Origin of the sequence: Enterococcus sp. HY326, from assembly GCF_026157065.1 — a bacterium.
GTDB lineage: Bacteria > Bacillota > Bacilli > Lactobacillales > Enterococcaceae > HY326.
Map to the genome: position 1 here is coordinate 534,502 of NZ_JANLGQ010000002.1, position 22,836 is coordinate 557,337.

Sequence of the window (22,836 nt, forward strand, 5' to 3'; positions counted from 1 at the left end):
AAGTCGTTACAAATTTCTCTAGCCATCATAGATACAAACGGTTGTCTGCACCCATGACGTTCATGAATACAAACTCATCTAAAATAGCTAAAGTAGTAATTATTCAGTTTTTGGGAATTTGTGATTTTCATCATCATCGCTCCAAACTGTTTTTTAGGTTGAACTCAGTATATTTCTTTTAAAATCAGAAGTCAACAATTTTTTCATCATTTTTTAATTTTTCTTTTTGAAAACGATTTAAGCTCGAGCATTTTCTTTATGGGTAAATGCGAAAAGGAAGCCGCCAATAATGAACAAGACGATTAAACTAGCAATCCCGTACTGAGAATTGCCAGTCAAATTGGTCATCAACCCAAAAAGCAACGGTCCTAAAATTGCCGAAAATTTACCAAAAATATTATAAAATCCAAAGAATTCATTGGAATGCTCTTTCGGAATCATCTGGGCAAAGTAAGATCGGCTCAAGGCTTGAATCCCCCCTTGAGAAGTCCCCACCAGAATACCCAAAATCCAAAAATCTAAAACAGTATCCATAAATAATGCATAAATACAGATAAAAGTGTAGACCCCGATTGCCACTAGAATCAACGGCTTGTTACCAAAACGCTTGGCCATCTTACCGTATAAAATCGTAAAAGGAAACGCAATAAAATTAATCGCTAATAAAATAATAATTAGCATATTAGAATCGACGCCCATGTCAATTCCAAAGGAAGTCGCCATTGTGAAAATAGTATCCACGCCATCAATATAAAAGAAATAGGCAATCAAAAAATAAACAATTTGTTTGTACTTGCCGATTTCCCGAATCGTCTGACCCAAGCGCTGCAGGCTGACCCTGACCGGATTTTTAATATTAGGAATTGAAAATTTTTGATGAACATTTTTTAAAAACGGCCAAGAAAACAGTAGCCACCAAATCCCTGTTAAGACAAAACAAACTTTAGTAGTCAAAACCGTGCCAAGCAAACCAAAACCGTCTGTCACTTGTAAAATCATCACAAAGACAAAGAGCAACGCACTGCCGACATAGCCCATGCCGTAGCCCATAGAAGAGACATCATCCATCCGCTCGTCTTCAGTGACATCCACCAAAAAACTATCGTAAAAAATATTGGCCCCTTGATAGCCCATATGAGAAATAACATAGACCACCAGCATCGCCATCCAGCTTTTATCCGGTACAAAGGCTAAGGCAAAGGTCATGATAATACCTGAGAATGCAAACAAGTTAAATAATTTCTTTTTCTTGCCTTTGTAATCGCCTAAAGTCCCTAAGATAGGTGCGGATAAACTGATGAGTAATGTAGCAAAAGAGCTGGCATATCCCCAGTAAGCCGTCGAGGTCGCATTGGAAATGCCGGCTTCTCCGGCGACAAATTTAAAATAAATCGGTAAAATTGCGGTGACAATCACCAGCGAATAAGCAGAATTCGCCCAGTCATATAAAATCCAACCCTTTTCTTCTTTGGTATAACTATTCCAAAACTTCATTTGGTACCTCCTCGTTATTTTCAAAAATTTCTAGCAAGGTGCGCCCCGCAACAATTTGCGGAAAGTTCAAATCTAAAATTTTGGCAAAAGTTGGTGCTTCATCAATTAAATCTGCATTTTCAATCACTTTTCCTTTGGCAATCCCCCCTCCATTAATCATCAAGGTTGTCGCATAATTTTGTTTATCTGGTGAAAAACCATGAACCGCCCGATAACGTTCCGGTTGGCCAATTGTCGTTGGATTGACTTCCTCCAAGACTTCTCCAATTGCTTCATCAATAAAATAATAACCCCGTTTGGCTTCCAACATAAACGTTACGTTTGGCGCAGCGCCTTTTTGCCCAGCCTGCTCTGTCGTATAAATGTGGGAGATGCCGGGAATTGTTTTTAAAAGCTCACGGATTTCCCGCGGCTCTACAAGACTTTTACGATCTACATAGATATAGCAGGAGCCATCACAGCTTTTAGCATACACCTGCCATCCCTTGGCAACCGTGCCATCTTTTTTTGCTTTTTGCCAGCCTTGTGCAGCAAACAAACTATTTAAGCGAATCATCTGACTGACATCAATTTGATAATGATCTCCTAAAATTACAAAGGTGGTATCACCAAAAGTGCCAGCAGTTTTAGTTGCATCAATAATTTGCTGAACCCGCAAATCCTGCCGCCGCAAAGCTGCTTGGGCCTCTGTTGAAAGAACACCATAGCGATGACGCATACTATCTAAATCCACCAGATGAATCATCGTCAAATCCGGTTGCTTAGATAATAGTGTGTCGACAGCACAGGCGGTGATAAAATCGTCTAAGTTGGGCTGTTGAATACCATTGCGCAGATGACCAAATTTTTGATTCATTTCCAAAAGAAATTTCGGTGAGCTGGCGCTCAGGGAACGAATCACTTGATTGGTCCAGATGCGATTCGGAAAAATTTCGGCGATATTGTAATCAATTGTTTTGCTCTTAGCTGTCACCGGCCAAAGAAAAGCCGCCGTGGTCATACCAGCTTGTTTGGCTAAATCATACAAGGTGGGCACTTGGACATCCTTTTGATACCAATACCAATCGGGAGATTTGCGGCCCGGCTGAATTTTTGTATTGTTAATCACACCATGAGTTTTCGGATATTCTCCCGTTACAATTGTGGTGTGGGAGGGATAAGTGAGGGTTGGGTAAATCCCCCGAATATTTTTTACATGAGTCGCTTGGTTGCGAAAAGCTTTTAAGTTGGGCAGATGCTCCAAGTCCCCGCTTAAATCGCTGGCGCCCATGGCATCGATGGAAATAATCACCATTTTTTTCACGTTTTTTAACCGCCCTTTCTCTTTCCTTTAATTATAACAGAGGGCAAAAGGGGTAGAAAAGGAAAAGTGTTATTTCTTTAAATAAAAAAATTTGTGCTCTGTTTTCTAACGTTTTAATTTTTTTGAATTAGAGTTGCATAATTTTATTATAATAATAAAAAGGCTGAACCATCTTCTACAAAATAAAAAGTTCCTTCCAAAATAATCTGGAAAGAACTTCTCATTAAAATTTTTTCTTTGTACATATCTGATGTTTACATAACTTCAGGCAACTCTTCCATCTCTTCAAAGAATAATAAAAGGTCACTCAAGGTTAACTGTTGTTTTTCAGTAGCATCTAAATCTTGAACAATGCGGCCATTTTTTAAAACCAACAACCGATTGCCATAATTTAAGGCATCCTCCATGCGATGAGTAATCATCAGACAGCTTAAGGCTTCCTCTTGGATTTTTTTATCCGTCAGAGTCATCAACTGACGAGAAGTTTTCGGATCGAGGGCGGCAGTATGTTCATCTAATAACAATAAGTCCGGTTTTTGAATCGTTGCCATCAATAAGCTGAGGGCTTGTCTTTGCCCGCCAGAAAGCAAACCAGTTGGGGTATCTAAATGATTTTCCAAGCCGTTGCCGATTTCCGCACACAATTGAATAAATAATTCCCGCTGATTTTGTAAATTACGGGTGACTAATTTACGGGATTGGCCACGCTTTTGTGCCAGCAATAAATTTTCAGCGACGGTCATTCTTGGGGCCGTCCCCATTTTGGGGTCTTGGAAGACTCGTGCTAAATAAGCGGCCCGTTTTTCTTCGCTTTCTTTGGTAATTTTTTTTTCTTTAATAAAAACATCGCCGCTAGTTAAACTCAAGCTGCCGCTAATCGCATTGAATAAAGTCGATTTACCGGCACCATTACCTCCCAATACCGTCACAAATTGGCCAGCTGCAATTTTCAAATTTACATGATCCAAAATTGTCAAATGCTCATTAGGGCCATTATGAATCACTTTAGTGGCTTTTTTTAATTCTAAAATTGCCATTATTTTGCCCCCTTTTCAAAACCGGTCACCAAATTCAACCCTTTTTTCAGCTGTGGAATCATCAAGCAGACAGCTAGAACAACTGCGGAGAAGATTTTTAGATAAGTGGTATCAAAGCCAGCGCGAATCACTAATAAAATCAGCAATTGATAAATAATACTGCCGACAATAATTGCAATTAAACGTTCCGTAAAAGTCAGCTCGCCATATAAAACTTCCCCGATAATAATTGAAGCTAAGCCAATCACAATCACACCAACGCCACGGCTGACATCGGCGTAGCCGTCATTTTGTGTGACGAGAGCGCCTGATAATGCGATAACACCATTCGACAAGGTTAAGCCGAGAATTTTCATGAAATCCGTTTTAATGCCAAAGGAGCGGGCCATCGATTCATTATCACCTGTTGCGATATAGGCTTGACCTAAATCTGTGTTGAAGAAAAATAATAGCAAGCCTATCAGCAAACCAACGGCAATCAGTCCAACAAAAATCATGTCATAATAAGGCGGTAAATTTAAATTGGTAAAAAAATCTTGAATCCGCGGTTGGTTCCGCAAAGAAAGATTTGGCGTCTGCATGACAAAGAGCATTACAGAATTTAATGCAGACATCACTAGAATCCCTGCCAAAATAACGGGAATTTTTCCTTTCGTATATAACATACCTGTCACAAAACCAGCGGCCATGCCGGCTAAAACTCCTAAAAGGGTCGCCAACACAGGATGAATACCCTGTACGATTGCCGTCGCACAAACGGCACCGCCGAGACCGAAAGTTCCTTCAGTAGTCATATCAGGAAAATTTAAAATCCGATAGGTCATAAAAATTCCCAGACCTAAAATGCCCCATAATAAACCTTGTCCGATTGATGAAACGAGCATTACTCTTCTCCTCCTAAATCAGTGGCTTCACTTACAATATCAGCTGGAATTGTGATGCCTAATTTTGCTGCCTGCTGTGAATTGATAATAGTTTCGCCTTCTGTAAATAAGTAAACCGGTGTTGTTGCCGGGTCAGCGCCATCTAAAATTTGCGCTGCCATCTTGCCCGTTTCCACTCCAATTTGGAATTGGTTTAACCCAATCGTCGCAATACCGCCTTGTTCCACCATTGTATCAACGGAGGGGAAAATTGGTGTGTTGGCAGCGTCCGCTTCTTGAACAACGGTTTCCATCGCATTGGCAATCGTATTGTCCAACGGAATAAAAATGTAATCAACTTGTGCTGCCATTACTTGAACAGTTTGGGCGATTTCATTGCTGGAATTAACAGCAAATAATTTCGTCTCAACACCTAAATCAGCTGCCGCTGCTTGCGCTTGGGCGACCTGCGCTTGCGAATTATCTTCAGCAGAAGAATACAAAATACCAACTGTTGCAGCCTCTGGTAAAATTTCTTGAGCCAATTGTAAAACAGCGGCAACCGGTGTTTGATCGGAAACGCCGGTGATATTGCCACCTGGCGCATCTAAATCAGCAACTAAACCGGCTCCAACTGGATCAGTGACTGCTCCAAGGACAATCGGAATTTCTGTCGTGGCATTGGCCAAAGCTTGCGCTGCTGGTGTGGCAATCCCCACTAAGACATCGGAGCCTTCAGAAATTAATTGCTGGCTCATCGTGTTTAACCGGCTTTGATCCGCTTGACCGTTTTGAAATTCAATAGTTAAATTTTCTCCTTCAACATAGCCGCTTTCTGCTAAGCCTTCAATAATTCCTTGATGAATTTGATCCAAAGCATTGTGACTGACATATTGTAAAATTCCGACGGTTTTCATTTCAACAGTGCTACTTTCGGTTGTTGAATCAGCTGTTGAGTCGGCTGAATTACTCTGTTGACCTAATTGATAGGCAAAAAATCCGACTAAAATGACTGCGATAACAGCGACACTTGCAATTAATGCTTTGTTTTTCATTTAAACTTCCTCCAATAATTTCCCGTTTTAGTTGTTGTTTTACAGCTAACTTCATTGACCCTTTTAAAGTTTTCTCCCATTGTACAAGTCTTTGAAGTCAAAAAAAGACCCCATAGATGTTAGTCTATGCGGTCGAAGGTTTCGTCTGAAATACTCTTGGCATAGATACGGTTTTAGAAAACTCTAAAAAGTCGTATCTATCGAGCCTCGACAAATACAACTTATCTGCGCCAATTTTGCCATGAAAATTTTGATAAATGCATTTGACTTGCCCCTTCCAAAAAGATTTTTGATTTGCAATTAGTCTACCGAATCTTCTGACAAATTGCAATAAGAAAATGAAAAAAATATGAGGTTTTTTTAATCAAATTATGAATAAGGCATTTTTTTTTGAATGCCTTTAGCTTTGAGAAGACTTTCAAAGCCAACTTCACTTTGATTTTCTAGAAAACTTTACTTGCTCACATAAAACTCAATTGCATCAGCTTAGTTCAATTTTTGATTACTTAACTCAACAGTCGTCTGAATCAATTGCGTTAAGTAAAACTCCTTTCACTTTCTTTCTCTCAATCTCTATTTAATAATTGTCTAAATCCTGCAAAAACTAGTACAATAGACATACTGAAAGAAATTTACGAGGAGGCATTTCTATGCATCTCAACGATCAACTGATGGATTACGTTAGACCTTTTTTTGACGTCTTTGTCTTTATTTTAAGCAGTGCGTCTATTTTGATTTTGATTATCGGTGTTGTTCATGCCCTGATTCAATTTGGTCGCAGCCAGCTTTCCAAAAAAAACTGGGGCAATCCCAACTATGATAATACCATCATAAAAAATAAATTAGGTAGTTATATTTTGCTCAGTTTGGAAGTGTTAATTGCTGCTGATATTATCGAATCGGTGATTAATCCAACTTTGGCAGATATTTTTAAATTAGCTGCCCTTGTCGTTATCAGAACGGTCATTTCCTACTTTTTAGCCAAGGAAATAAAAGATTTTGAGATTATTCAAAAATAATAAGCGTTTTCTTATTCTTATGGTACAATTAATTTATAAAAAAATTTAACACAAGGGGGAAACCAAATGAGTACCATTCAAGGAACACCAATTGACAAAATCACCAAAGAAAATCCGTTATTTTCAAATTTTCGGGCTACAATTGAAACTGCCTTCTATGGCAATCACGTCACTAAAATCAAAACGATTGCTGAAGCTTATGAGCTGGCAAAAAAAGCGCCCGGTACAATTGTCACTGATTTGCCGGTTTATGAACCAAAACGTCAAGGCATTCCCCATGACGCAAAAATTTTAGTCAATAACGATGGGAAAATTTTTGGTCGAACGGCTGCTGCCAGACGCATTATCGGCCAACCTGGTGTCAACAGCGCAGAGCTTGCCGGCATTTTAAGGGAGGCTGTTTACCACAGCACCTTCAAAGAATATTATCACGGTGAAGTCGTTGTCGGCTTAGACGCTGACTTTATGGTGCGCTCGCATATTATGCTGCCAAAAGGCTTTGAAGCTGATTTTTATTCTTATCTATTAAATTTCCAAATCATGAATGACGAATACAAAAAAATGTACAAAGATTCTAAAGAATATACAGAGGGCGATATTTATATTTACGGCGATCCGACTTGGAGCCATCCGGATTATCCCCTTGGCTTAGCTCTCTTTGATCCTATTCATAATACCGCTGCTATTTTAGGGCTACGCTATTTTGGTGAATTCAAAAAAGCGACCTTGACTTTAGCTTGGGGCTTGGCTCACCGCAATGGCTTTGTTTCTTGTCACGGCGGTATGAAACAATATCAACTACCAGATCGTAAATATACGATGGCGGCCTTTGGTCTTTCCGGTTCTGGAAAATCAACTATCACTTTAGCCAAACACGGCGACAAGTATGATGTCAAAGTGTTACATGACGATGCCTTCGTTATTTCTAAAAAAGACGGCACAACCACCGCTTTAGAGCCTGCCTACTTTGATAAGACGCAGGATTACCCGATGGCGGATGAAACGGTGAAATATTTCTTAACCTGTCAAAATATCGGCGTGACCTTGGATGAAAAAGGTCAAAAAGTTTTAGTCACTGAAGATATTCGTAACGGTAACGGCCGGACCGTAAAATCGCGTTTTGTGACACCGAATCGGGTTGACCATTTAGATGAAAAAATTGATGCAATTTATTGGATTATGAAGGATGATTCTCTACCGCCGATTGTGCGGATTGATGATCCGGTATTGGCTGCTGTTTTCGGAGTAACCTTGGCAACAAAACGTTCGACTGCTGAAAATGTCGTGCCGGGAACCGACTTAGACGATTTAGTTATCGAACCATTTGCTAATCCATTCCGCAGCTATCCTTTAGGAGAAGATTACAAAGATTTCCGTGATTTATTCTCCATGCAGGACACTGCCTGCTATATTTTAAATACTGGTTTCTTCAACGGTAATAAAGTGACACCAAAAGATACTTTAGGTAGTATCGAATCCGTTGTAGAAGACAAGGCGAAGTTTGTCGACTTTGGCCCGATGACAGCGATGAGTTATTTACCGGTTGAAGGACACGAGCCTGATTTCACTGACAAAGAATATGTCACTCGCCTAAGAAAACGGATGGAAAACCGGTTGAACTTTATTTTAGAAATGAAGGAATCAAACGACGGCTATAATGCCCTACCGGAAGAAACCTCCTTATTGATTCAACACTTAATTTTAGAATTGGAAACCTTCCAAGGCTAAGCAAACAGCAACGCCTGCAATCTTTACAGATTGCAGGTTTTTTTTGCGGAATTGGTATTCATTGGTATCTCTAGCGTTTTCCGTTATAATGAAACAAGCAGTTTTAAATAGAAATGAGGAATAGTTATGTCATTTGATGGCGTTTTTACCCATGGGATGGTCAAAGAACTCAGCGCTTTATTAATCGGCGGCCGAGTTTCAAAAATCCATCAGCCCTACCCTAACGAAGTTGTTTTTGTGATTCGCTCCCAAGGAAAAAATCACAAATTATTATTAAGCGCTCACCCTAGTTATGCTCGGGTGCAAATCACAACAATTGCTTACGGCAATCCGGATACTCCGCCGAATTTTGTGATGATGCTCCGCAAGCACTTAGACGGAGCCATTTTAGAAAGTATTCAACAACAAGATAATGATCGGGTGCTGCTGTTTCATTTTAATAAACGGGATGAATTAGGCGATTTGCAAAATATTCAGCTGATTGTTGAATTGATGGGCCGTCACAGTACCATCGTTTTGGTGAATCAAGCCAGCGGCAAAATTCTCGATGCCATTAAGCACATCGGCTCGTCACAAAATACTTATCGTTCCCTTTTACCCGGAGTAGACTATATTGAGCCGCCAAAACAAGAACAAAAAAATCCTTTCACCGTTGAAAAAGAAATTGTCTTTGATATTCTTTCAAGAGCGCCTGAACTGACAGGCAAATATTTACAGGCGAACTTTCAAGGTCTCGGTTGGGACACCACTAATGAGCTGGCCTTTTTATTAACGGAGCACCCGCAGGAAAAAATGCGGGTCTGGGATAATTTTTGGCAAAAAGCGCAAACGCAAATAGAGCCAAGTTATAGTCAAAAGGACACAAAAGATTATTTCACCCTCTTCCCTTTTGAAACTTTGGGAACTCCTGTGGCAACCTTTGCCAGTCTCAGCTTATTGCTAGATGATTATTATGGCGACCGGGCAGAAAAAGATCGCGTCAAGCAACAGGGAAATGAATTGCTAAAACGGGTTGAAAACGAATTGAAACGCAATCAGACAAAATTAGCCAAGCGCCAGCAAACCTTAAAAGATTCTGAAAATGCCGAGGATTTTCGGCGAGATGGCGAATTGTTGACGACCTTTATGGCACAAGTGCCTAAAGGAGCTAGCGAAGTCACCTTGGCCAATTATTATGATGAGGATCAACCTTTAACGATTCCCTTAAACCCTGCTTTGACGCCCAACCAAAATGCGCAAAAATATTTTAATCGCTATCAAAAATTAAAAAATGCGGTCAAACTGGTGCATCAGCAAATCCAAGAAAGCAAAGATGAAATCAATTATTTGGAATCTCTGCAATCTCAATTAGACTTGGCCTCTCCTCGGGATCTTGAGGTGATTAAAGAAGAAATGACTAGCCAAGGCTATCTCAAAAAAGCCAGCAAAAAACGCAAAAAGGAACAGCCGTCAAAACCAGAAATCTTTACCAGCTCAGACGGCACGCAAATTCTAGTCGGCAAAAATAATCTACAAAACGATCAACTGACCTTAAAGACTGCTCGAAAAACAGATGTCTGGCTGCATGCCAAAAATATTCCCGGCTCCCATGTCATCATCAAAAGCGATAATCCTAGTGAGGAAACGTTATTGGAGGCGGCAGAACTGGCGGCTTATTTCTCAAAATATCGCCAATCCGCCCAAGTTCCGGTCGATTATGTCCAAGTCAAGTTCGTTCATAAACCAAACGGTGCCAAGCCGGGTTTTGTGATTTACGAAAATCAAAAAACTCTATTTGTCACACCAGAGGAAGAAAAAATTAATCAACTGCGAAAATAAGTTTTTGACTGAAGGAAGAGTACTATCATTTAACAAAATTATAGTTAAATGATGGGAACTCTCTTCCTTCAGTCATTTTTGTTTACTGAAAGGAATTTCAAAATGGATTATATTAAAGATCTTCGAAAACTTGTCGGCCACCAAAAAATTATTCTAAATTTTGTCGGCGCTTGTATCGTCAGCGAAAAAAAGCAGATTCTGCTACAAAAGAGAGCAGATAAACGAGTCTGGGGTTTTCCCGGAGGAGCCGTTGAATTGGGGGAATCTTTAGAAGAAGCTTTAATTCGTGAAATCAAAGAAGAAACCGGACTTGAGGTAAGTATTGAAAAGTTACTAGGGATTTATTCTAAATATGAAGAGCACTATCCAAACGGTGATATTGCTCAGCCAATCACCCATTTCTTTTTGGTAGACATTCGTAGCGGAAAGCTTGCTAAAAGCAATACTGAATCGTTGGCTTTACAATACTTTTCTTTGTCTGATTTTTCCGCCACTGGTTAATCAGCAGCATGAAGATATGATAACAGATATTGAAAAATCCCTTCATGCTGATTGGTCCTCTGAAATGAAACTCAGATGAAGTCTCAGCTTTATTTTAGATAAAAAGAGAATCTACTTCGTCCTTGGATAATTAAATAATCTAAAGCTCAGCCTGTTTGTATCATTTTATAAATTTTAACAAACGCGTCACAAAAAATTCTGCCACCATTAAGCTGTTACTCTCCCGCAAAGTTTCTGTGACCATTTCCTTTTGTTGAAAAAAATCCGTGATTTGCCGTTTCCGAAAAGGAATCAAGTTAATTGGCAGCTGATTTTTGGCAAAATATTTGATAGCTCTTGTCTCAGCCCCATCCGTAACTAATTTGCCTCCACAGATTCTACCAAAAAAGATTACTTGTTGATCTTGATGCTTCGGCAAAGTGTATAGCCCAATTTTTTTCTCAATTTCTACTTGCAGTCCGGTTTCTTCCAACACTTCGCGAACGGCAGCGACTTCAACAGTTTCTCTTGGTTCCACACCGCCACCGGGTAAATCCCAAAAGGGAATATCTCTGCGTTTTACTAATAAAATTTTTTCCTGAGCATTTGTTAGAATGGTAAAAACACCCTTTGTCTGCATATAATTCTCCTTTCAGTTGTTTTAGTTTACATAATTTTATTATAGTTTAAAAAGTTAAGTCCTTACTTATACTACCATTTTTTTCTAGACTAATGGTTTCTCACCAAATTATGCTAAACTTATTTATACATTTAATTTAACTACTAGCGACAGGAGATATTAACAATGGACTATTTTGAGACTCAACAGCTACCGCTGACATCTGAAATTATTGCATTACTTGCGGATTGTTTTGCCACCTATGACAATCAAGCAGCTTTGAAAGCTAGAATCAGTCCCTTAATAGAAGATCCTGATACTAATTTTTTTGTTGCGAAAAATAAGCAGAAAACTGTTGGCCTCTTGATTACTAAAAGGGCAGAAAATAATTTTCTGATTGAAGCATTGGCAGTCGCTACCGAAATGCGCCACCAACATATCGCTTCTGAACTTATTGGCTTTTTTATAAAAAGTAAACAGCCTCAGCAAATTAGCCTTGAAACAGATGATGATAGTCTTTCCTTCTATCAAAAAAATCAGTTTGAGCTTGTCAAAAGCGAACTAAAATATCAAAACTGCCGTCGTTACACCTTACTTTGGCAGGCCGAAAAAAACACCACAGAACCGTAATTCGGCGCAGTGGTGTTCATCTTTATTTAATTATTTGCTGAAACTTTTTAATAAACTGCTGAGCAACTGGGCTTAATGGCCGTTTTCTAGAGTGGATAATATAAAACGTATTGCTTGGGGACTCAGCTAACGGAATTAAGCGAATGACCTCTTTGGCGGGACCAATCACTAAGCCCGATCCAGAGGCATATGCATCAGTAGCCGTCAAAATATTGACCAACGTACCCCGATCGCTTGTATAGATGACTTGCTCTTGTTCAGGAATTTCAACTAAGTCCTCCGCAAAATAAGGAAAATTACTCCCATCTTGCGTGAAGCGGACCTGAGGATAGCCCACCAATTCGGTCAAGCGAATTTCCTTTTGTTCTGCCAACGGATGCTGCTTACCCAAAAAGATATGAGTCTGAAAATCTCCGACTGCAAAATAATCCAGCTCCGCTTGCTCAAGGTACCGTTTGATTCCAGCCCTGTTATGCTCGTTTAAATAAATCAAGCCAATCTCTGAGTAAAAATTACGGACGTCTTCAATAACTGTCCCTGTCGTCGTCTCATGAATGCGAAATTTTTTAATGGAGGCGCTAGTCTCTGCTAAAAGCTCAGCCACCAATGTCCCTAAAAAGTCATAATGCTGAGAAGCAATCGAAAAAGTATCGCTGACCTCTTGATTGTGGTAGCGATTTTCAAAGAGCTCCATCTGCTCAATAATTTTTTCGGCACCGGCTAAAAATTCTTTTCCCTCTTCGGTTAAATAGGCGCCCCGATTGGTGCGGGTGAACAGGCTGATTTTAACCTCAGCCTCTAATTCCTTGATGCCGTTGGACAAGCTGGGTTGCGTTATAAATAATTTTTTACTAGCCTCGCGAAAGCTGCCGCTGTTGGCAACAGCAATCACATAGCGTAATTGTTGGATATTCATGTTTAACCACCGTAATAATCAACTTGGCGCTCCTTTAACTCCTGTAATGGGCGGCTGTTATTCTCCGCCACGTCTTCACGAAACAGGTCGATAAAATCCAGTTTCATCTTGCCGATGGTATCAAAGACAAACCAATTGATTGGGCCTTTGGTCGGCGGCGTCGTTAACGAGCCCACATAGTGATAGTGGCTGCGTTTTTCCGGCAGAAAAATCACCGGATTGAATTCCTGAAGATGGTTCGCAAAATCCCAGATAGTATCCGGTTGGTTGTTAAAAATTTTGCCCTCGTCCTCCGTCAAATCAAATAAGACACCTAAAACTAAATTTTCCCCTGCCGCATTCATATGCACAAGATGAAATTCTAAAGGTTGGCGCTGATTTTCTATCACATGCTCACTAGGCATATGAAAATGAATATCAGTCAAATGATATTCTATCTTATTAAACACTACAAAACTCTTAGTGTCAAAGGGTACAAAGTGAATCGTATTTTTAAATTCTTTTTCAGTAAATAACTCTTTTTGGTAGTGAATGCTGAGGGCTTGATAGGTTGAATTATCCGTCTGGCAAATACTTTGCGTTAAAGCAATTGGGGATTGCAGCGGAAATTTAGCTCCTTCAGCAAACCAATCACACAGGGTGTGCCAATTTGCCGGTCCACGCTCTCCAGAATAACCCCACTCGACGTCCATGTTCTTAATTTTTGCCACAACAAAAACCTCCAAAAAAAAATTTAAAAATAGTCTACCTTTTCAAAGATAGCGATTTTTAAATAAAATGGCAATCTAAACCAACTGGATTTACCCTTCATAATTTTTCGATTACTTAAAATTTTTGAAGAATTTTCACATCAAAAAAAGAGACTGCTTCATAAGTTTAACAAATGCAACCGTTCCGAATTTCTTTAACAAATGCTGCTGCAAAACCTGAATTCACAATTCTGATTTAATTAATCAGAGATACGCAGGCATTTATTTATCCTGCCGACTCACTAATCGCAGGAAGACTATTAAAAATTCGGAAAAACTTCTGCAAGTAAAACTTAAGGACAGTCTCTTTAACATTTCTATTTCAACCAGTTAGCAGGATCTTTTTTCCATTCTTTTAACAGAGCAACGTCTTTTTCATCGATGTAATTCATCTCAAGAGCAACATCAATTAAAGTCGAATAGTTGGTTAAGGTTACCAGCTCTACATTTTTTTCAGCAAAGTTGGCTTGGCCTTTTGGCAGTTCATAGGTGAAAATTGCTGCGACACCTAAAACATCTGCTCCCTCTCTCGTTGCGGCTTCAGCTGCTTCTAACACGCTGCCTCCAGTAGAAATCAAATCCTCAATTACAACCATTTTCTGGCCTTCAAAAATGCGCCCTTCAATTTGATTGCCTTTCCCGTGGTCTTTAGCTTTTGAGCGGATATAGACCATTGGCAAATCTAAAATTTCTGCCACCCAAGCGGCATGGGGAATACCAGCCGTTGCAGTGCCAACAATCACTTGCACCTCTGGAAAAGTTTCTTTAATTTTTTCCGCTAGGCCTTGAGCAATTTCCCGGCGAATTTTCGGATAACTCATGGTGATGCGGTTATCACAGTAAATCGGACTTTTAATCCCGCTCGCCCAAGTAAAAGGTTCGTTAGGGCTTAAAAAAACCGCCTCAATTTCTAATAAATCTTTTGCAATATTTTCTGCCACTGCCATTTAATTTTTGCTCCAATCTTTTTTAATTTCTAGATAGCTTTGATATGGATTTTCCGCTTGCGTTATCGGCCGCCCTACCACAATATAAGAAGATCCGATCTCCTTTGCCTGAGCTGGAGTCACCACACGTTTTTGATCGCCAACCGCACTTTCAGCAGGACGAATACCAGGTGTCAGACAGATAAATTCTGAATTCGTTGCCTGATGAATGTCGGCAACTTCTAGAGCCGAGCAGACCACGCCGGCTAAGCCCGCTTTTTCAGCACATTTTGCATAATGGGCGACACTTTCAGCTAAACTGACCTCGATTAATTGGTCTTGATGCATCTGGTCTTCACTCGTCGAGGTCAATTGCGTCACCGCAATTAATTGTGGCACAGTTTGCCCCTCAGCAGTCCCCGCTTTTAATCCCTTTAAAGCAGCCGCCATCATCGCAACCCCGCCAGCAGCGTGAACATTGGTAATTGACACATTTAATTTTGCAATTCCCTGCATCGCTTTTTCAACCGTATTAGGAATATCGTGTAGCTTTAAATCCAAGAAAACATCATGGCCTAAAGATTTTAACCAGCGAACAATTTCCGGTCCCTCTTGATAAAAAATTTCCATCCCCACTTTGACAAACAGTTTTTCGCTTGCGGGAAAATTTTCTAAAAATGCTGCAATTTCTTGTTGACTAGCAAAATCTAAAGCGATAATCGGACGTGAATCCATTAACATAGACGGTTCTCCTTTTTGAAAAAAATTATTTAACCAAACTTGGTCGGGTCATGGCAACTTCATTAATTAATTCTTGTAATGACGTGATTCCCAGCTCTGCCATCCGTTGTGGTAAAGCGTCGATTAATTTTGGACAGATGTAAGGGTCAGTGAAGTTCGCTGTTCCTACCGCTACAGCACTAGCACCCGCCATAAACATTTCTAAGACATCATCCACCGTTTGCACGCCCCCCATGCCGATAATCGGCAAGCTGGTCGCCTGTGCCACTTGATGAATTAAACGAATTGCAACAGGTTTAACAGCTGGTCCGGATAAGCCGCCAGTTTGATTGGCTAAAATTGGTTTGCGGGTTTTTAAATCAATCCGCATGCCTAATAAAGTATTAATCATCGAAATGCCATCTGCTCCACCAGCCTCAACTGCTTGAGCAATCGGCACAATGTCAGTGACATTGGGTGATAATTTCACGTAAATTGGAACAGATGCCACTTTTTTGACAGCTTCTGTCAAACTAAAGGCAACATCCGGTTGTGTCCCAAAGGCAATCCCGCCGTGTTTCACATTCGGACAAGAAATATTTAATTCAATTGCTTTAACATTCGGTGCTTCACCAATTCGACTGCAAACCTCCACGTAATCTTCTTCACAAGAACCGGCAACATTGGCAATAATCGGCAGCTCTTGATATTGTTCTAAGCTTGGTAAAATTTCTGTCATCACGACTTCTAAGCCGGGATTTTGTAAACCAATCGCATTTAGCATGCCACTTGGTGTTTCAGCAACTCGAGGTGTTTCATTTCCAAAGCGAGCTTTCGGGGTCGTCGCTTTAATCATGATTGAACCTAATTGATTTAAATCATAATAATTACTGTATTCTTTACCAAAACCAAAACAACCACTAGCGGGCATAATTGGATTTTTTAAATGCAAGCCGGGGATTTCAATTGCTAAAGGATTTGTCATTTATAAAACCACCTTTCCTGCTTGGAAAATCGGACCATCATCACATACTTTTACATATTTAGTACCCGTTTCGTCATCCTGTAAATGACAAACGCAGGCGTAACAAGCCCCCATCCCGCAGGCCATCCGCGATTCTAAAGATAATTGAACATTATCATGATCAGCGAAAATTGTTTCCACGGCTCTTAACATGCCGTTAGCGCCGCAGGCAAAAACCGCTTTGGCCTGACGCTGTTGCGTAATTTCCTGCAATAGACCGCCGACGTTTCCATGATAAGCAAAACTGCCGTCATCTGTTGCAAAAAAAGTTTCCCCTAAAGCTTCAAATTCCTCATGATAATACGCCACCTCAGCAGAGGCATAGCCCAAGAAATGAACTGGTTTTGCCCCAATGGCCAACAAGGCTTTTGACAATTGATATAAAGGGGGAATGCCAATCCCGCCGCCGACGATAAAAACTTCATCGCCAGCTTGAATATTTTCTAAAGAAAAGCCATTGCCTAACGGACCCATCACATCAATTTGATCGCCAGCTGACATTTCTGAAAAAACTTTTGTGCCATCGCCCTCCACCCGATAAATAATTCGACAGGTGCCGGCTGCTTGATCAATATGATTTAAACTGATTGGTCGCCGCAATAATAAATCAGCTCTTGGAACTAACAGATGAATAAATTGTCCGGGTATCTGCATTTCTTTGACTAGCTCACCTTGTAATGTCATCTCAAAAATTCTGGGAGCCAATTGGCGTTGTTTGGCAATTGTCATAATCTCTTGTTTCATTGGGACATGTCCTCCATTTCTTGACAGAAAATTACGATTTTTTCTTATGTACTAGACTGCAACTTCCTTTTTACTATACCACCTGACACTCAAGATAGACAGTCTTCACTGAAAAAATGAGTGTCAGGTGTCGAATGGACTTTGCAGTCTTCTTTTAAATGGCTTCAGCAGAAAACGAGCGGGATTCCATGACTTTTAGAATTGCATTTGCTGTATCTAAAGAGGTAAACAATGGTACACCATGCTCGACGGCTTCCCGGCGAATCAAAAAGCCATCTTCTGAAGAATTATTGCGATTTTTATCCATCGTGTTAATGACAACCTGCGCCTTACCACTGCGGATTAAATCAATCACATTTTCATCGGCATCATCACTGATTTTTGCAATGTGTTGAACATTTAAGCCACGTTTTTCTAAAAATTCAGCAGTGCCCTCGGTGGCAATTAAACTGTAGCCAATCCGATTGAAACGTTCTGCTAAGCTGAGAGCTTCTTCTTTTGCGTCATCAGCGATGGTAAACAACACTGCGCCATAGCTAGGCAGATGCAGCCCACTTGCTTCAAAAACTTTATACAAAGCTTTTTCTAAATTATGGTCAGTCCCCATGACTTCCCCAGTTGATTTCATCTCAGGTCCTAAATAAGTATCTACCTTGAGTAATTTCGTAAAGGAGAAGACGGGTGCTTTCACATGAACATTTTTACTTTCAGGATACAAACCATCTTGATAGCCCATGTCCGTTAAACTTTCCCCTAAGATTGCTCGGGTCGCAACTTGTGCCATCGGGATACCAGTAATTTTACTTAAAAACGGCACTGTCCGACTAGCCCGCGGATTGACTTCAATCACGTAGACCATGTCATCCCGCACAATAAATTGAATATTCATCATGCCGATACAATTTAGGCCTAATGCTAAGCGTTTCGTATAGTCTGCAATTTTATCTTGAATGTCTTTTGAGAGAGTTTGCGGCGGATAGACAGCCATCGAATCTCCTGAGTGAACACCAGCCCGTTCAATATGCTCCATAATCCCTGGAATCAAAACAGTAGTGCCATCACAGATTGCATCGACTTCACATTCTTTACCAACTAGATAGCTGTCCACCAAGACAGGATGTTCTGGTGACGCTTTAACAGCGTTGGCCATATAATCTTCTAAGTCAATTTGATTTTCGACAATTTCCATTGCCCGACCACCTAAAACATAACTAGGTCGAACTAAAACGGGATAACCAATCCGATTGGCAATTGCTACAGCTTCTTCTGGACTAGTCGCCGTATCCCCTGGCGGCTGTGGAATATCTAAATCTTTTAGGGCTTGCTCAAATAAATCGCGATTTTCTGCCCGGTCTAAGTCTTCAATAGTGGTGCCTAAAATTTTCACGCCATTTTTGACCAATGGCTCAGCTAAATTAATGGCCGTTTGCCCACCAAATTGAACGATAACGCCAATTGGCTGTTCCAGTTCAATCACATTCAAGACATCTTCCAAAGTTAACGGTTCAAAATACAATTTATCAGAGATAGAAAAGTCAGTTGAAACTGTTTCTGGATTGCTATTCATGATAATTGCTTCATAGCCAGCTGCTTGAATCGCTTTGACCGAATGCACAGTTGCATAATCAAACTCGACCCCTTGACCGATACGAATCGGTCCAGAGCCTAAGACTAAGACGGAAGGTTTCTCTGAGCGCAGGCTTTCATTTTCAAATTCATAGCTGCTGTAAAAATATGGCGTGTTGGATTCAAATTCAGCTGCACAGGTATCCACCATTTTATAAACTGGTAAAATTTGCGCCTCATGACGAATTTGATTGACCTCAGCTTCTGAGAGTTCCCAAAGCTCGCCAATTTTTTTATCGGTAAAGCCATTTTGTTTAGCAGTTTTTAAAAGGGGTAAATCATGTTTATTTTCTGCTAGTTCTGTTTCTAGCTCGACAATGTGCAACAGCTTATCTAAAAAGAATAAATCAATTTTAGTTAAAGCGTGCAATTCTTCAATCGAATAATTGCGGCGAATCGCTTCTGCTAAATAAAACAGACGATCATCTTGTGCTTTGACTAATTTATCCGTCAAAATTTCATCGCTGACGGTTTTTAATTCCTTCATTTCCACATGGTGCACCCCAATTTCTAATGAGCGAACCGCCTTCAACAAAGATTCTTCGATATTGCGGCCAATCGCCATCACTTCACCGGTCGCCTTCATTTGAGTCCCGAGGCGACGATCGCCCTTCTCAAATTTATCAAAAGGCCAGCGGGGAATTTTGGCAACAACATAGTCTAAGGCTGGTTCAAACTCAGCATAAGTTGTTTCGGTGACTGGATTTTTCATTTCATCCAGTGTTAACCCAACGGCAATTTTAGCTGCTAATTTAGCAATTGGATAACCGGTAGCTTTACTAGCTAAAGCAGATGAACGAGAAACCCGCGGATTTACTTCAATCACATAATAATTAAAGCTGTATGGGTCAAGAGCCAACTGAACGTTACAGCCGCCTTCGATTTTTAAAGCTCGGATAATTTTTAAAGAAGCATCCCGTAAAATTTGATATTCATTATCTGATAAGGTTTGACTTGGGGCAAAAACAATCGAGTCGCCGGTGTGAATTCCCACCGGATCAAAGTTTTCCATGTTACAGACGACAATTGCATTGTCTGCTGAGTCCCGCATCACTTCATATTCGATTTCTTTAAAGCCAGCAATACTTTTTTCAATCAAGCATTGGGTTACTGGCGAAAGTTTTAAACCATTTTCAGCGACAACAGCTAATTCCTCTGGTGTATCACACATGCCGCCGCCGGTTCCACCTAGGGTAAAGGCTGGGCGAACAATCACAGGGAAACCAATTTTTTCAGCAAAGGTTAAAGCCTCGGCAACCGTATTAACAATTTCTGATTCTGGAATGGGCTGCTCTAAATCCTCCATCAATTGCTTAAATAAATCACGATCTTCAGCTTGATCGATGGCTGATAATTTTGTTCCCAATAATTCCACATGCAGCTCATCTAAAATACCTGAGCTGGCTAATTCCATCGCCATGTTTAAGCCAGTTTGCCCGCCTAATGTCGGCAGTAACGCATCTGGTCGTTCTTTTCGCAAAATCCGCGAAACAAATTCTAATGTAATCGGCTCGATGTAGACCTGATCGGCAATTTCTTTATCCGTCATAATTGTTGCTGGATTGGAATTGACTAAAACAACTTCATAGCCTTCTTCTTTTAAAGCTAAACACGCTTGAGTGCCAGCGTAATCAAACTCAGCGGCTTGGCCGATAATAATCGGACCTGAGCCGATGACCATAATTTTTTTAATATCATCTCTTTTTGGCATCTTATCGTTGCTCCTTCCAAGCGTCCATCATTTCCATAAACTCATCAAACAAATGTACGGCATCATGTGGTCCCGGTGCTGCATCTGGATGAAATTGAACAGAGAAAGCCGGATACTGACGGTGACGAACACCTTCCACCGTATTGTCGTTCACTTCAACGTGGGTAATCATTAATTTTTCATTGTCAATTGTCTCAGGGTCCACCGCAAAGCCATGATTTTGCGAAGTAAAATCAATGCGGCCAGTCGCAATTTCTCTGACCGGATGATTCAAGCCTCGATGACCAAATTTCATCTTGTAGGTATCGGCGTTATTCGCTAAGGCAAAAAGCTGATGGCCTAAACAAATACCAAAAATCGGCACCTTACCTTGGATTTCTTTAATCATTTGAATGGCTTCCGGCACATCTTTAGGATTTCCCGGCCCGTTGGTTAACATCACGCCATCTGGATGCAAATCTAAAATAGTTTCAGCATTTGTATTGTAGGGCATCACTGTTAAATTGCATTCTCTTTTGGAAAGTTCCCGCAAAATGCTGTGTTTTAAGCCAAAATCAATGACCACTACATTGCGACCGATTCCCGGACTTGGATAAGGTTTCGTTGTAGAAACCTGCGCCACTTGATTGTTTGGTAGGACCGTTGCCTTCAGTTGATCAAAAATGTGATTGAATTCATCACCGACATCTACCATGCTGGCTTTCATCGTACCAAAACTGCGAATTTTTCGTGTCAAGGCACGGGTATCGATTCCAGAAATTCCGGGAATGTTTTTGCGTTTTAAAAATTCGTCTAAGGTCATTTGATTGCGCCAGTTGGAAGCACGGCGGGCATGCTCCTTAACGACCACCCCTTTACAGGTTGGCGAAATACTTTCGTAATCATCACGATTAATTCCGTAATTCCCCACCATTGGATAAGTAAAGGTAATAATTTGACCGTTGAAACTCTGGTCAGTAATTGTTTCTTGGTAACCTGTCATACTAGTTGTAAACACTAATTCACCGAAGACATCCACGTCAGCGCCAAAGGCTTCTCCTTCAAACACTGAACCATCTTCTAAGACTAAAAGTCTCTTCATACTTATTTAGCCTCCTTTTGATAGACAAGTTTGCCATCGACAAATGTCATTAAGGTTTCCCCTTTAATTTTCCAGCCAACAAAGGGCGTGTTCACACCCATCGATTGAAATTCTTTGTCATCAATCACAGTCTCTTCTGTTAGATTAAAGACAGCAATATCCGCTGGTTGGCCAATTGTCAATGTGCCAACTTCTAAACCAAAAATACGGGCCGGTTGCACAGCCATCCAGTCAATCACTTGTTCGAAAGTGAAGATACCAGTTTCGACAAAGTTGGAATATATTAATTGAAAGGCCGTTTCACTGCCGACAATCCCGAAAGGTGCTTTTAAGAAACTTTGTTGTTTTTCTTCTAAACAATGGGGGGCATGGTCCGTTGCAATGCAATCAAGCGTGCCGTCTAACAAACCTTCGATCAACGCCTGACGGTCTTCATCCCCTCTTAATGGCGGATTCATCTTCCAAAAACCATTGTCTTCAGGAATATTTTCATCAATTAAAATCAGATGATGAGGAGAAACTTCTGCGGTCACATGCACGCCAGCTTTTTTAGCATCACGAATTACTCGGACACTTTCCTTTGTTGAAACGTGGCAGACATGATAATGAACACCTGTTTCCTCCGCTAAAATTAAGTCACGGGCAATCTGTGAGGATTCTGTCGCACTCATAATTCCCGGTAAATCTAATTTCTCTGACACAGCACCTTTATGCATCACGCCACCGAAAAGTAAAGATTCATCTTCAGTATGGGCAACGATTGCCATATTGTTTTCTGCAGCTTCCTTCATCGCAAGATACATCGTTCCGGCCGTTTGAACGCCAACACCGTCGTTGGTGAAGGCGAATGCGCCAGCAGCCTTCAAGCCTTTTTGATCAGTTAAAATTTCACTACGCAATTCTTCGGTGATGGGGGCATATTGTAAAACTTTGACAACTGCGTCCTGCTTGATAATTTCTTCTAAGGCGGTAAATTTTTCGACAGTGTCTGGAACTGGATTTAAATTAGGCATCGCACAGACGGTGGTAAAGCCGCCTCTTGCTGCTGCCTGTGAACCGGTTTTAATCGTTTCTTTATAGGTAAAGCCTGGTTCTCTTAAATGAACATGGACGTCCACCAAGCCCGGTGTGATTAATTGATTTTGTGCATCATATACCTGATCAAAGTCTGCTTCTGGAAAATTGACTCCAATACCTTGAATAATACCATTTTCTAACCAGATGGCAGCGGCTGTTGTCTGGTTGCCAAAAGTGTTGATCCGTCCATTTTTAATTAATGTTTTCATATTCGTT

At 40.6% G+C, this 22,836-nt stretch carries 20 protein-coding genes; 5 read left to right on the forward strand and 15 right to left on the reverse strand.

Annotated elements, in window-relative coordinates:
* Nucleotides 1-237 precede the first annotated feature (237 nt).
* From ORH16_RS07225 to trpX, 5 genes are all read right to left on the reverse strand, one after another.
* Entirely contained in the window at nt 238-1,494 is a 1,257-nt protein-coding gene (locus ORH16_RS07225) for an MFS transporter (RefSeq protein ID WP_265457542.1), read from the reverse strand.
* On the reverse strand, nt 1,478-2,788 hold the full coding sequence (locus tag ORH16_RS07230; RefSeq protein WP_265457784.1) for an alkaline phosphatase family protein: 1,311 nt from the start codon (nt 2,786-2,788) through the stop codon (nt 1,478-1,480). The genes ORH16_RS07225 and ORH16_RS07230 overlap by 17 nt, the downstream gene beginning before the upstream one ends.
* A 263-nt stretch (nt 2,789-3,051) precedes the next feature.
* Nucleotides 3,052-3,834 (reverse strand): ABC transporter ATP-binding protein, encoded by a 783-nt coding sequence (locus tag ORH16_RS07235; protein WP_416207843.1) that lies wholly within the window; start codon nt 3,832-3,834, stop codon nt 3,052-3,054.
* Nucleotides 3,834-4,718 (reverse strand): ABC transporter permease, encoded by an 885-nt coding sequence (locus ORH16_RS07240; RefSeq protein WP_265457544.1) that lies wholly within the window; start codon nt 4,716-4,718, stop codon nt 3,834-3,836. Before ORH16_RS07240 ends, ORH16_RS07235 begins: the two co-directional genes overlap by 1 nt.
* Entirely contained in the window at nt 4,718-5,752 is a 1,035-nt protein-coding gene (gene trpX, locus ORH16_RS07245) for a tryptophan ABC transporter substrate-binding protein (protein ID WP_265457546.1), read from the reverse strand. The genes ORH16_RS07240 and trpX overlap by 1 nt, the downstream gene beginning before the upstream one ends.
* 650 nt (nt 5,753-6,402) lie before the next feature.
* Between trpX and ORH16_RS07250 the strand changes: the two genes are divergently transcribed.
* From ORH16_RS07250 to ORH16_RS07265, 4 genes are all read left to right on the forward strand, one after another.
* Complete coding sequence (locus tag ORH16_RS07250) at nt 6,403-6,771, forward strand: DUF1622 domain-containing protein (RefSeq protein ID WP_265457547.1); 369 nt, start codon at nt 6,403-6,405, stop codon at nt 6,769-6,771.
* 66 nt (nt 6,772-6,837) lie between these two features.
* Nucleotides 6,838-8,499, forward strand: coding sequence for a phosphoenolpyruvate carboxykinase (ATP) (locus ORH16_RS07255; protein ID WP_265457548.1), 1,662 nt, complete (start codon nt 6,838-6,840; stop codon nt 8,497-8,499).
* 126 nt (nt 8,500-8,625) lie between these two features.
* Nucleotides 8,626-10,317, forward strand: coding sequence for a fibronectin-binding protein EfbA (gene efbA / locus ORH16_RS07260; protein ID WP_265457550.1), 1,692 nt, complete (start codon nt 8,626-8,628; stop codon nt 10,315-10,317).
* 102 nt (nt 10,318-10,419) lie between these two features.
* Nucleotides 10,420-10,818, forward strand: a complete 399-nt coding sequence (locus ORH16_RS07265) for an NUDIX hydrolase (RefSeq protein WP_265457552.1) — start codon at nt 10,420-10,422, stop codon at nt 10,816-10,818.
* Nucleotides 10,819-10,978: 160 nt separating this feature from the next.
* Here ORH16_RS07265 and ORH16_RS07270 read toward each other — a convergent pair whose 3' ends face one another.
* Nucleotides 10,979-11,437, reverse strand: coding sequence for an NUDIX hydrolase (locus ORH16_RS07270; RefSeq protein WP_265457554.1), 459 nt, complete (start codon nt 11,435-11,437; stop codon nt 10,979-10,981).
* A 165-nt stretch (nt 11,438-11,602) separates the two neighbouring features.
* Between ORH16_RS07270 and ORH16_RS07275 the strand changes: the two genes are divergently transcribed.
* A complete protein-coding gene (locus ORH16_RS07275) occupies nt 11,603-12,046 on the forward strand; it encodes a GNAT family N-acetyltransferase (RefSeq protein ID WP_265457556.1) in 444 nt (147 codons plus the stop codon).
* Between the two features lie 22 nt (nt 12,047-12,068).
* Here ORH16_RS07275 and ORH16_RS07280 read toward each other — a convergent pair whose 3' ends face one another.
* The 9 genes from ORH16_RS07280 to ORH16_RS07320 all read right to left on the reverse strand — a co-directional run bounded on the left by ORH16_RS07280 (nt 12,069) and on the right by ORH16_RS07320 (nt 22,829).
* The gene (locus ORH16_RS07280) at nt 12,069-12,962 is read right to left on the reverse strand and encodes a LysR family transcriptional regulator (RefSeq protein ID WP_265457558.1); all 894 of its coding nucleotides are present in this window, start codon (nt 12,960-12,962) and stop codon (nt 12,069-12,071) included.
* Nucleotides 12,963-12,964: 2 nt separating this feature from the next.
* A complete protein-coding gene (locus ORH16_RS07285) occupies nt 12,965-13,654 on the reverse strand; it encodes a carbonic anhydrase family protein (RefSeq protein ID WP_265457787.1) in 690 nt (229 codons plus the stop codon).
* Nucleotides 13,655-14,028: 374 nt separating this feature from the next.
* Nucleotides 14,029-14,658, reverse strand: coding sequence for an orotate phosphoribosyltransferase (gene pyrE, locus ORH16_RS07290; RefSeq protein WP_265457560.1), 630 nt, complete (start codon nt 14,656-14,658; stop codon nt 14,029-14,031).
* Nucleotides 14,659-15,372, reverse strand: a complete 714-nt coding sequence (pyrF, locus tag ORH16_RS07295) for an orotidine-5'-phosphate decarboxylase (protein ID WP_265457788.1) — start codon at nt 15,370-15,372, stop codon at nt 14,659-14,661. It abuts the gene before it with no gap.
* 31 nt (nt 15,373-15,403) lie between these two features.
* The gene (locus tag ORH16_RS07300) at nt 15,404-16,342 is read right to left on the reverse strand and encodes a dihydroorotate dehydrogenase (protein ID WP_265457562.1); all 939 of its coding nucleotides are present in this window, start codon (nt 16,340-16,342) and stop codon (nt 15,404-15,406) included.
* On the reverse strand, nt 16,343-17,125 hold the full coding sequence (locus tag ORH16_RS07305) for a dihydroorotate dehydrogenase electron transfer subunit (RefSeq protein ID WP_265457564.1): 783 nt from the start codon (nt 17,123-17,125) through the stop codon (nt 16,343-16,345).
* A 154-nt stretch (nt 17,126-17,279) separates the two neighbouring features.
* Nucleotides 17,280-20,462: a carbamoyl-phosphate synthase large subunit gene (gene carB, locus ORH16_RS07310; RefSeq protein WP_265457565.1), complete on the reverse strand. Its 3,183-nt coding sequence runs from the start codon at nt 20,460-20,462 to the stop codon at nt 17,280-17,282.
* Nucleotide 20,463: 1 nt separating this feature from the next.
* On the reverse strand, nt 20,464-21,543 hold the full coding sequence (locus ORH16_RS07315) for a carbamoyl phosphate synthase small subunit (protein ID WP_265457567.1): 1,080 nt from the start codon (nt 21,541-21,543) through the stop codon (nt 20,464-20,466).
* A 2-nt stretch (nt 21,544-21,545) separates the two neighbouring features.
* Entirely contained in the window at nt 21,546-22,829 is a 1,284-nt protein-coding gene (locus ORH16_RS07320) for a dihydroorotase (protein ID WP_265457568.1), read from the reverse strand.
* Between the last annotated feature and the right edge of the window lie 7 nt (nt 22,830-22,836).